8 protein-coding genes and 1 pseudogene are annotated in these 11,029 nt (G+C 58.6%); 2 read left to right on the plus strand and 7 right to left on the minus strand.

The window, feature by feature from the left end:
- Positions 1-20 precede the first annotated feature (20 nt).
- Entirely contained in the window at positions 21-2,876 is a 2,856-nt protein-coding gene (locus VK519_RS15225; RefSeq protein WP_324351138.1) for a sensor histidine kinase, read from the plus strand.
- A gap of 77 nt (positions 2,877-2,953) precedes the next feature.
- On the opposite strand, the pseudogene VK519_RS15230 reads toward VK519_RS15225, so the two are convergent.
- From VK519_RS15230 to cyoA, 7 genes and pseudogenes are all read right to left on the minus strand, one after another.
- Positions 2,954-4,039, minus strand: a pseudogene (locus VK519_RS15230) (MFS transporter); the annotation flags it as partial.
- Between the two features lie 140 nt (positions 4,040-4,179).
- Positions 4,180-4,875 (minus strand): sensor histidine kinase, encoded by a 696-nt coding sequence (locus VK519_RS15235; RefSeq protein WP_324351140.1) that lies wholly within the window; start codon positions 4,873-4,875, stop codon positions 4,180-4,182.
- Positions 4,876-5,116: 241 nt separating this feature from the next.
- Positions 5,117-6,355, minus strand: a complete 1,239-nt coding sequence (locus VK519_RS15240; protein ID WP_324351141.1) for a PucR family transcriptional regulator — start codon at positions 6,353-6,355, stop codon at positions 5,117-5,119.
- Between the two features lie 56 nt (positions 6,356-6,411).
- Positions 6,412-6,804 carry a cytochrome o ubiquinol oxidase subunit IV gene (cyoD, locus tag VK519_RS15245; protein ID WP_324351143.1) on the minus strand — a complete coding sequence of 131 codons (393 nt, stop codon included), beginning with the start codon at positions 6,802-6,804 and terminating at the stop codon, positions 6,412-6,414.
- Positions 6,801-7,421: a cytochrome c oxidase subunit 3 gene (locus tag VK519_RS15250; RefSeq protein WP_324351145.1), complete on the minus strand. Its 621-nt coding sequence runs from the start codon at positions 7,419-7,421 to the stop codon at positions 6,801-6,803. The genes cyoD and VK519_RS15250 overlap by 4 nt, the downstream gene beginning before the upstream one ends.
- Positions 7,422-7,439: 18 nt before the next feature.
- Positions 7,440-9,398, minus strand: a complete 1,959-nt coding sequence (cyoB, locus tag VK519_RS15255; RefSeq protein WP_324351147.1) for a cytochrome o ubiquinol oxidase subunit I — start codon at positions 9,396-9,398, stop codon at positions 7,440-7,442.
- Position 9,399: 1 nt separating this feature from the next.
- Positions 9,400-10,323 carry a ubiquinol oxidase subunit II gene (gene cyoA, locus VK519_RS15260; RefSeq protein WP_324351149.1) on the minus strand — a complete coding sequence of 308 codons (924 nt, stop codon included), beginning with the start codon at positions 10,321-10,323 and terminating at the stop codon, positions 9,400-9,402.
- Between the two features lie 305 nt (positions 10,324-10,628).
- Here cyoA and VK519_RS15265 point away from each other — a divergent pair.
- Positions 10,629-11,029, plus strand: a 401-nt coding sequence (locus VK519_RS15265) for a thiamine pyrophosphate-binding protein (protein ID WP_324351150.1), incomplete at its 3' end; no start/stop codon positions are given.

Genomic DNA, 11,029 nt, shown 5'->3' on the forward strand with positions numbered 1-11,029 from the left:
CGCCCGATGGGTTTCTATGGATGGGCTCGCAGAACGGCCTGATCCGGTTCGATGGTGTGCGTTTCGATCGCAGCCCTACCGACTTGCTGCCGAAGATCAACGTTTCCCAGCTGTTTCCGGAGCCTAATGGTGACCTGTGGATTGGTTACACTTTCGGCGGCGTTAGCGTATTGCGGCAAGGCAAGATCTCGAACGTACCTGAAGCACTGCTTCCGGGCGGAAGCGTGCTTGGCTTTGCGCGTACGAAGGATGGCTCCCTCTGGGTTGCCTCCACCCGTGGCCTAGCCCGGCAACGCCGTGGGCGTTGGGAGAAGGTCGCCCGACCCGGCGATGGTGACCCGGCGTATGAGCCCCAGTGGCTTGGTCGAATCAGTGGCCGCCTTTATTTCTTTGAACCACGAGCTGCCTTCCTGGTCGATGAGGACACCGGGCAACTGCTGGCTACTGATTTTGCCAAGGCCAAGCACGACCAACTGGGTCTGCCTCCCTCCGTCCCGTGGCATGAAAGTTACAACGTGTACTGGGCAACCTTGCGCGACTCTTCCGGGGCCTTCTGGGCCAACCGGGAGGATCGCGACGGGATCAGCCGGGTTCGCTGGAAGAACAACCAGGATGCGATAGCCAGCGAGGAACACTTCAGCAAGATCGAGGGCTTAAGCGGTGAGGTGGTAAAGGCCTATTTCATGGACCGTGAGGCCAATATCTGGGTGGCGACTGAACGAGGCATCGATCGTTTCAGCGTGGGCAAATTCATTCCCGTCGTCTTTCCGGGAAGGAAGACCGACCTGACCATAGCGCCGGATCGTTCCGGCGGGTTGTGGGTAGGCAGCCTCAAGGAAAACGCGCTCTATTTCAAAAACGAGGCACCCCCTGTTCGCATGGCAGGGCTCGGGCCGGGCTCCGACTGCTCCATGGTGGATCGTCAGGGCGCCGTGTGGATGACCGGATACGCCGACCTGCAGGTTTATGATGGTGTCCGCGTTGCGCACGTACCGCCTCCGCCAGGCGCCATGAAGCATGATCACGGCCAGGAGGTGCTTCAAGCCTGCCAGGGCGTGGCTAAAGACGCTGCAGGAAATATCTGGCTATCGCTAGCCAAGGTGGGCGTCTTTCGCCGCTCAGGTGACACCTGGCAGCTCAATGGCGGATTCAAGGATTTACCTTCGGGTCCTTCGATTCGCGTCATCGCCGACGACAAGGAGCGCATCTGGCTGGGTTACCCCAATGACCGCATCGCGATGGTCGATCGCAGTCAGCTCGTGCTTTATGGCCGCAACGAAGGGCTGGCCATCGGCAATGTGCTGAGCCTGTTCGTACGAAATGCGCATGTCTGGGCAGCAGGAGACCGTGGGATTGCCTACCTTGCCTCCAACAACCGGTTCGTTGCCTTCCAGGCCAAAGGCGGCGATTCGCTACGCGGAATCTCCGGGATCGTTGAAACCGCCGGGGGAGATCTGTGGCTGAATAGCCCCGACGGCGTATACCGAATCCCAGCCAGCCAGATTGAAGCCCTTCTGCGCACGCCTGGGTATCAGCCGTCTTACGAACTATTTACCCAAGATGACGGCATCAATGGACAGCCCCAGTTGATCAGGCCCGGGCCTTCCATGGTTGAAAGCGCCGATGGGCGCATTTGGGTGGCGACAAAAGAGGATTTGTCCTGGATCGATCCATCCAACATCCGCTACAACAAGGTTGCTCCCACCATCACGATCGGCGCCTTCACGGCCGATGGCAAATCATGGCCACTATCCGAGGCTCCAGCACTTCCAGCGTTGACAAGTAATCTGCGCATTAGCTACACCACGCCCGTACTGTCCATGCCAGGGCGTGCGCATTTTCGCTATCGCCTTGACGGTGTGGACGATGGCTGGCAGGACGCCGGTGGACGACGTGAGGCGTTTTACACCCGTCTGCCGCCAGGCACTTATCGATTCAATGTCCTGGCCATCAACGAGGATGGCGTCACCAGCGCGATGCCGGCGAGCTTCACCTTCAGCGTAAGCCCAGCGTTTTATCAAACCGTATGGTTCAAGGCCCTCATGGCCGGCCTGGCCGCACTGCTTGCCTGGTGCCTGTATACACTGAGGGTGTCATTCATCGCGCGTAGATACCGCCTGCTCCTTCATGAGCGGTCTGCCGAGCGCGAGCGAATTGCCAGGGATCTGCATGACACTCTCCTGCAGGGCATGCAGGGAATACTCTTGCAACTGGAATCGTGGGCTCGCGGCCCCACCCTATCCGATACACAGCGACATTGTGCGCTAGCGATGGAAGACAAGATGCGCAGCATGCTGATCGATGGACGCGACACCATCGGCGCGCTTCGCCAGGCACAGGACCACCACGCCGATCTCATTTCCGGATTGCTCGTGGCTGGCAATGAATCCGCCGCGCAATCAAACACGAGATTTTCGCTACGCCTGGCTAGCGCGCCACGTAACTTGCTTGATGATGCATGCGAGGAGGTGCTGGCGATCTCCCGCGAAGCGGTGCTCAATGCCTTCAGGCATGCCGAAGCAGAAGCGGTATGGGTAACGGTTGACTATGCGTCGCAATCCCTGATCGTGTCCATATGCGACAACGGTATTGGGGTGTCGGAACGGCGCATTGAGGAACGGCAAAGGGAAGGTCACTGGGGCGTGGCCGGAATGCGGGAGCGTGCTGCCAAACTGGGTGGACAATTCACGGTAACCAGCTCTCCCGGCCAAGGCACCGCGGTCGAGCTCGAGGTTCCCCGGCGCCGCGCCTATGCATCGGCGCCCTTCTTTGCTCGTGTGGGCAGGGCCCTGGCATCGGTTCTTCCTGTTTCCTTCAGGAAGAGGGAAACCAAGAGCGCGCCAACCAGGATCAATACCCAGAAGAAAGTCGACTGAAAGAAGTGGGTCTGCGGATCGATGGCCGCGGTGCCCACCGTCTTGCCGAGCTTGCTGGCGAACACCGGACCGACCAGCGCGGTAACGCTGAAAGTGATGAAATTGATCGCGCCTGTTGCACTGCCCTTGACGTTGTCGGGGTTGGCTTCCTTGATGATGGTGTAAGGAATCATCGCCGCACCCGATGCCACGCCGAACGCAAGAAGCGTGATCCAGGCGGGCAACATGGCCGGTGCAAAGGTCAGCTGAAGCGCACACACAAGCATCAGGCAGATGCCAATGATGAGCGCACGTTTGCGTCGGCCCAAGGCATCGGCAAGCCAGCCAAACAGGGGGCAACCCAAAACCCAGCCGAGCGGCACCATGGATATGGCGAACACGGCATCGTGATAGCTGAACAGCCGGTCTTCCTGGAAGAACCGGACACCCCAAACCATATCGCCGATCGTCGTAGGCGTGAACAGCAGCCCGGACACCAGGCCGCACAGATATGACTGGGGATTGCTGAACACTATCTTGTATGGCGCAAGGAAGTTCCCGTGTGGCGCGGAGTTTCCGACGGCCTGTTCCTTGGGCGTCATTGCGAAGAGCGCGCCAGCCACAATAAGCACGATTACGCCGAGCCCAATCCAGAATGTAGTAACTGTCACGACACCATGAATCAGCGGACCGACCGCGATCTGTCCCATCGATCCGCCCAGCATGCCGAAGCACTGGGTAAAGCCGATGGCCGTGGCGAGCCTCTTGGCGGAGAAACCATGCGAGGCCAGGTAGACGGCCCCAGTAAAGGCAAAAGCGGACCCCGCACCTTGAAGGAGTCGCCCTGCACTGCCGACGCTATCCTTCGGGATGGCGAACAGAATGCAGCCAAGGGCCAGCAATACCATCCCCATAGGGACAACGTACTTTGCCCCCCATCGATCCAACAGCACGCCCGCGACCAAGCTGGTCGTTGAATAGGTGTAGTAGTAAAGACCAAGGATGCCGCTTAAACCCAATACACTGACGCCGAACGCTTGCGTCAGTTCGGGCATCATCACGGCCGGCGCGGAGCGCGATGCGTACTCCAGGAAGTAGAATACGGACGCGAGTCCCCATGCAATGGCATAGGCTTTCGCGAAGGTCGAAAGGTTCGTACCAGTGCTGTTTGCGCTCATTGGCATCCCCAAAAGGAGTATGAGCGCACTCTACTGATTCCGCCGTCGCGTATCGTTACTCTAAAGTGTAAAAATGCATCTGGTGAAAAGTCATTTTGTCCACTAAGGCGCAGGCTTGTCCAAAGAAGCGCTCACAAGGGAAAAGTTCAGGCCTGTCTACTGCCCCATTGGCGCCTCTTGAATACCAGGCACCTTGGCATCACCAGGCTAACGACGGTCCCGCCGGATCGCTGGCTCGTGATGGACAGCCTTCCCCTTAGCTTTTCCGCGCGCTCACGCATGCCGGCAATGCCCCAATGTCCCTCTTGCCTGCGCAACTCCAGGTGCTTCTCGGTGACACCGATACCATTGTCATGAATCGAGATCTTCAGTCCACGTCTTGCAAACCTGATGAAGACAAAAATGGTGTCTGCCTGGGAGTGATCAAACGCATTGCGCAGGCCCTCGCGAACGATGGCCAACGCATCGATGCGCATCTTTAACGGAAGGTTCCAGGGCTCGCCCTTGAGCTTCAGCATGAACTCGACCTTCGAATCCGAAGCTTCTCGCTCGCCCATCTCAAGGACAGCTTCTATCCAGTCCCGTACGTCATCGTCGGGCAAGCGCAGCGCATTGATGGCATTGCGTCCATCCACAACGACATGACGAAGCTTTCGTTCAAGCTTCGCAGCGCGATCGCGCGCGTCTTCCGGGAGCCTGGACGAAAGCACCTCAAACTCGAGCAAGACGCCCTGCAGACCTTGCAGCAGCGTATCGTGCAATTCCCGTGCTATGCGTTTGCGCTCGGCACCTCTCTGGTTTTCCAGAAAACGGCCACCGCGCTCGGTGAGGTCAAGGCGCAACCTGACCAGGCTCCATAGCGTGAAGGCCAGCACCGTCCCGAAACCCAACAGCCTCATCCAGTTCGAGTGGGAAATAGCCAGTCCGCTTCGCACAAAAAACCCGCCCGGTAGCCGATACGCTTGCTCTGGGCCAACTTGTACTAGCGTGCCTTGTTGATAGGAATTGGAAAATACTTGATCTTTTTTGTGAAAAGGAACAATGCCAGTCGAGACGGAGCTACTTTTCCTGACCTGACTGCCCTCACAAGCTGCCTTTACGCAGGCCAACCGCCACGTAAAGCTTCGCCAGCCACGCGGGATCTCCGAGATTCCCTCCCGCGATCTCCTCGATACGCTCGAGCCGGTAGTTCAACGTATTGGGGTGGATCCCTAAAGCCAACGCGGTTGGCTTGCGCTTCTGGAATTGCTCCAGGTAGCACTCCAGGGTTTTGAGCAGATCCGGTTCGTGCGATAGACGCTCAATCAACGACTCCAGGTAGCGAAGCACGTTGTCCGATCGCCTCGCGCCTTCGTTCAATGCGATGTCTGAATACTTGTAGATGTTGCCGCCTCCGCCAAGACGTTCGCCAACTTCCATCGCCTTGATCGCTTCGTCGACGGAACCGGACCAGCCGGATGGGCCCTGACCCATCATCCCTACGCCGACCTGCTTGAATTCCGGGACGTTTGCGATCACCTGCGCGGCCAACTCCCCCATCCTGCGGTCGCTGGCGAGAAGGGAATCGCCGCGGATACATGGAATCCACACGATCAATCGCCCGCGATACATCGCCCTGATCAGATCGTCCGCATTGACCTTCGCCGTGCGCGCCAGGACCAGCATCATCCTGTCCAGCTCGGTCTCAACGCGGGATGGCAGCGTGTCTGGCACGTTGGAGTTAAAGGCAAGTGCCACCCGGGCGATTGTCGGGTCGATACCCATGGTCTCCGACACACGATTGAACTCGCCCACGTCCCCGGAGGCGCTGAAAACCAGGTTGCAGAGTTCGTATCGCAACGCGTCCTTCCACCTTGACTGCTCGTATTGCTCTTTCATATAGGCCATGGCTATTGCCTGGGCCATTTCGTCGAAGTGGTCAAGGAGATAAGGCGACAGCTCGAAAAGAAGTTCGTTCTGGACGTCCGGTTGCTCGGCCCCGAACTCCAGATAGATAGCCCAAAGCTCTTTTGACCCTACGCGATAGGCCCGGAGTAGCGATGCCAAGTCAATGCCCTGGTGGACACGCCTCCGCCCCAGCTTTCGAAATGTCTCCATGTCTTCGTCGGAGGGGTATTCACCCGTCAACATGGTCTTGCACCAAAGCACGGCCGAAAACCGGATCGACGCCATGAAGTCGCTCTTGGTACCCGGTGGAAGCTTGGCGTAGGCCGCGTCACTAAGCGTAATGGCCCTATAGGACCTTTCCACGATCACCGTTGGATCGCGCTCATAGGCGGCCGTTAATTCGCGGAGCTTGCCCGTTACTCGTGGAATTTTCATGGCTACACCGATGCAGGCATAAGTGGATAGACAGGTCACGTGGACCCAGTTTAGCCCTAACGCTGCATCTGCATGAGATGGTCCATGGGAAGCATGTTCCGGTTGAGATGCCCCATGATCCATATGGACCCGATAACCACGATCGCGATGATCAGCATCGCTGCCGCGAACGCCAGGATATTGGTCTTTTGCATCGGCGCGGTGTTGATATGCAGGAAGAAGATCAGGTGAATCAACATCTGCGCAATCGCAAGTACAGCGAGCGCTGCCGCAACGCTGAATGGCGCCATGCTGGTACTGGGTGCTATGGCGAACGCGGCGATGGTGAGCGCGATGGCCGAAACGTAACCGATGATGTAGCCGCGGAAACTTCCGTGAGCTTCCCGGCTTTCCAGCCCCGGGGTGCTTGACTCCCCGCGCCGTGGGTCATGCCGCTGCTGTGCTGTCATAGATAGCCTCCGACCAGATAGACGAACGTAAAGACGCCGATCCAGACCACGTCAAGGACATGCCAGAAAAGGCTGAAACACAGGAAGCGACGCAGGATGGCCGGCGTAAACCCGCGCAGCAGGAATTGAACGAGCAGCACGCCGAGCCAAAGCAGCCCGCACGTCACGTGCAACCCATGGGTGCTCACCAGCGTAAAGAACGATGATAGAAAAGCACTGCGCCCGGGCCCGTCGCCTTTGGCTATGAGGTCGGCAAATTCGTGGATTTCCAGGGTCAGGAACACGATGCCCAGCACGGCCGTCACGAGAAATCCGATCAGCGCGACGAACTTGTTGCGCCGGTCACACGCCAACATGGCGATACCGCAGGTAAAGCTGCTGGTGAGTAGGCAGGCTGTCTCGATAAAAGCATTTCGCGCACTGAAAAGGACGTGGCCGTCAGGCCCGCCGTCCGTCGCGGTCCTCAGCACGGCAAACCCGGCGAACAATGCGGCAAACAGAATGCCATCGCTCAGAAGATACAGATAGAAGCCAAAACCGGTGACATGCTGCCTGGACGGGAGTTGAGCTCCCGACTCCCCCGATGGCATATCCAATGAAACAACATTGCTAGACATAGGTCCGTCCTTTACAGATCAGGCAGCGTGAGGGTTTGCGCGTTCGAACAGGGCAACTTCCGTGGCCGACAGTTCGAATTCGTCGTCTTCGTCCCAGGACGACCATACGATCAGCGCGAAGAACGCGACGAGGGCCAGTATTCCCATCCACCAGATGTGCCAAATCATGCCGAAGCCGCCGATGACGGCAAAGACGCTGACGAAGAACCCAAGCCCCGAGTTCTTTGGCATCTCGATCGCCTCATAAGGCTGGTTGGAAGCGGCCATGACCTCCTGCTTGGCTTCCCAGTAGGCATCAATGCCTTCCACCTGCGGAACTCGTGCAAAGTTGTAGGGCGGTGGTGGCGATGCCGTTGACCATTCCAACGTGCGCCCATCCCACGGATCCGCGCCCGCGCGTAGGGTCTCGCGTTTCTTGACGCTCCACACCAACTGGGTGGCCTGGAGAAGGATGCCGATCAGGATCAGGACGGCCCCTCCTTCGGCGACCAGCAGATAGGGCAGCCACGACGGATCGTCGTAGTGGTTCATGCGGCGGGTCATGCCCATGAACCCGAGGATGTAGAGCGGCATGAAGGCAAGGTAAAAACCCACGAACCAGCACCAGAACGCCGCTTTTCCGAGGCCCTCGTGAAGTCGAAAACCAAAGGCCTTTGGGAACCAGTACGTCAGGCCGGCGAGGCACCCGAAGACCACGCCACCGATAATCACATTATGGAAGTGCGCGACCAGGAACAGGCTGTTGTGCAGCACGAAGTCCGCTGGCGGCACCGCCATCAGCACGCCGGTCATGCCGCCTATGGTGAACGTCACCATGAAGCCGATGGTCCATAGGACCGGTGAGGTGAAACGCACGCGCCCGCCGTACATGGTGAACAACCAGTTGAAAATCTTCACGCCCGTGGGTATGGCGATCACCATGGTGGTGATACCGAAGAACCCGTTGACGTCCGCGCCCGAGCCCATCGTGAAAAAGTGATGCAGCCAGGTGGTGAACGCCAGCAGGGTAATGACCATGGTCGCCACCACCATGGACCGATAGCCGAACAACGGCTTACGGGAAAACGTGGCGATGACCTCCGAGAACACGCCAAATGGCGGAAGAATCAGGATATAGACCTCAGGATGACCCCACGTCCATATGAGGTTGATATACATCATGGGGTTTCCACCACCATCGTTGGTGAAAAAGTGCGTTCCCAGGTAGCGGTCCAGCAGCAGCATCGCGAACGTCGCTGTCAGGATCGGGAACGCCGCGACGATCAGCATGTTGGATGCCAGCGCGGTCCAGCTGAATACGGGCATCATTGACAGGCGCATGCCCGGGGCGCGCAGCTTCAATATCGTCGTCAGCAGGTTTACGCCCGAAAGCAGCGTGCCGACACCTGAGATTTGCAATGACCACAAGTAGTAGTCGACCCCTACTCCCGGACTGAAAGGAAGCTCCGAGAGCGGCGGATAGGCCAACCAACCCGTACGGGCAAACTCACCGACACCAAGGGACAGATTGATCAAGAGCGCACCGGCGGCGGTCAGCCAGAAGCTGACGGAGTTCAGCACCGGGAAGGCGACGTCGCGTGCGCCGATTTGCAAGGGCACCACGAAATTCATCAACCCCACGACAAACGGCATCGCCATGAAGAAGATCATGATCGTGCCGTGCGCGGAAAAGATCTGGTCGTAGTGCTCCGGTGGCAGGAAGCCGTGCCCGTTGCTGCTGGCCAGCGCCTGCTGTGATCGCATCATGATGGCATCGCTGAATCCACGAAGCAGCATCACCAGGGCCAGCAGCGTGTACATGACGCCGATACGCTTGTGGTCGACCGTCGTGATCCACTCGGTCCACAGCCACCCCCATTTCCGCTTGTAGGTAATCAGGGCAAGGATCGCCAAGATGCCAAGTATGAGCACGATGCACGTACCCATGATGATCGGCTGGTCGAGTGGAATCGCGCTTAGGGTAAGCTTTCCGAACATATCAGTGCTCCGCTCCAGCAGATAATAGCGTGGTGCCTGGGTTGCTTGCGGCGACGCCTGACGTCGATTCCGTCCGCTTCGTGGCGTGGTCGATGGCGTGATCGAACAGAGCGCCAGAAACCGGGGAGTAGTAAGCGACCTTGCCCACTTTATGCTCCGCCGCCAATCGGTCATAAGCCGTCGAATCCAGTCGCGTAGCCGCCGACTTGGCCTGGCGGACCCACATCTGGAATCCTGCCTCGTCGGTCGCCAGCACCTGGAAATGCATGTCGGAGAAGCCAGCGCCGCTGTACTGGGCCGACAGCCCCCGGTAATTGCCCGACTCGCTCGCCTGCAACTGCAGCTGCGTCTGCATGCCCGGCATGGCGTATATCTGGCCGCCCAACGAGGGAATGAAGAACGAGTTCATCACGGTTGCCGAGGTCAGCCTGAAGGAGACCGGCGTGTCGACGGGTATCGCCAACTCATTGACACTGGCAACGCCCTGCTCCGGATAGATGAACAACCATCGCCAGTCCATCGCCACCACCTGGACCACAAGCGGCTTCCGCTTTGAGGCCAGCGGCTGGTACGGATCGAGCTGGTGCGCACCGATCCACGCCAGGCTTCCAAGGAAGAGGATGACGAGCAAGGGGATCATCCAGATGGAAAACTCGATAGCTCCGGAGTACTCCCACCGCGGTCGATAAGTCGCCTTGGCGTTGGAGGCGCGGAACCACCAGGCAAACCACAGCGTGAGGAGGATGATGGGCGTAATCACCATCAGCATCGGAATCAGTGCTTCCAGCAGGAGTTGCTTCTCCTGCGCCCCCACAGGCCCCTTGGGGAGAAGAACGCCTTCGGTACAGGCGCTCAGGAAGGTACAACAGGCCATAACAGTCGTCAGCCGAGCCAAGGACGAACGCGTCGTTGTTCTAACCATCATGATTGATCTCCGCGATCCTACTGTCGTTGTAGGTGCAACGCACAAAATGGTCTTGGATAAAACTGTTCGGCAAGGAATAGACAAGACATGCCATCGCACTCGCCAGGAATCGAAATGCGCTGTTCGTGACTCAAAAGTGTCGACGCGGCCGGCAATGACGCAGTCCCGGGGAAGCGCATGGTTTTCGTACATATCCGGTCAATTGCGTACAAGCGGCCAACGCAGCGTTGGCGTTAACGTTTCCCCGATTCGCACGATTGGTGCCTAGTCGCGCATCGACATCCATTGCAAGGGAGATCGTTACCATGGCCATGACCTCTGCCGACTACGTTGCTCACGTTCTCCAGCTGGCAGGCATCAAACACGTCTACGGCGTCGTCGGCGATTCGCTCAACGGTCTGACGGACGCTTTCCGGCGGCTGGGCACCATCGAATGGATCCATACGCGTCACGAAGAGGGTGCCGCATTCGCCGCTGGCGCCGAGGCGCACTTGACCGGCGAGCTGGCTGTCTGCGCTGGCAGTTGCGGGCCCGGCAACCTCCATTTGATCAACGGCCTTTTCGACTGCCATCGCAGCGGCACTCCCGTGCTTGCCATCGCGGCGCATATCCCGAGCACAGAGATCGGCATCGACTACTTCCAGGCCACGCACCCCGAATCGCTGTTCAAGGAATGCAGTCACTACGTGGAACTGGTGTCCAATCC

The sequence above is a fragment of the Pinirhizobacter sp. genome, from assembly GCF_035317885.1.
Taxonomy (GTDB): Bacteria; Pseudomonadota; Gammaproteobacteria; order Xanthomonadales; family Rhodanobacteraceae; genus Pinirhizobacter.